1 pseudogene is annotated in these 221 nt (G+C 40.7%); it reads right to left on the bottom strand.

The features are described 5' to 3' along the window. Positions 1–221 (bottom strand): annotated as a pseudogene (locus V6260_RS18955) (hypothetical protein); the annotation flags it as partial.

The following is a 221-nucleotide window of genomic DNA, read 5'->3' as shown; positions in this document are numbered from 1 at the left end:
CAGCTAAATAAGCCTGAAAGCTCTGGTGATATGTCAACACCAACGCGGTTTGTTGAGTCGTGTAATGCATATACGCCAATGCTGGAAACAAACCCTGGGTTGTCGAGCGGGCGAGCCGTATTAATATTAATTGTTGCGCCAATACAACATGATGCAATACTTGCTTTACCAGTTTTATATACTACAACCTATTTAACGCTATCAGATGCTAAATTTGCAAA

This window comes from Pseudoalteromonas aliena, assembly GCF_038155085.1.
In the GTDB taxonomy this organism is placed as follows: domain Bacteria; phylum Pseudomonadota; class Gammaproteobacteria; order Enterobacterales; family Alteromonadaceae; genus Pseudoalteromonas; species Pseudoalteromonas aliena_A.
The sequence above is the reverse complement of the archived record's forward strand: the minus strand, read 5'-3'. Positions and strand labels throughout refer to the sequence as shown.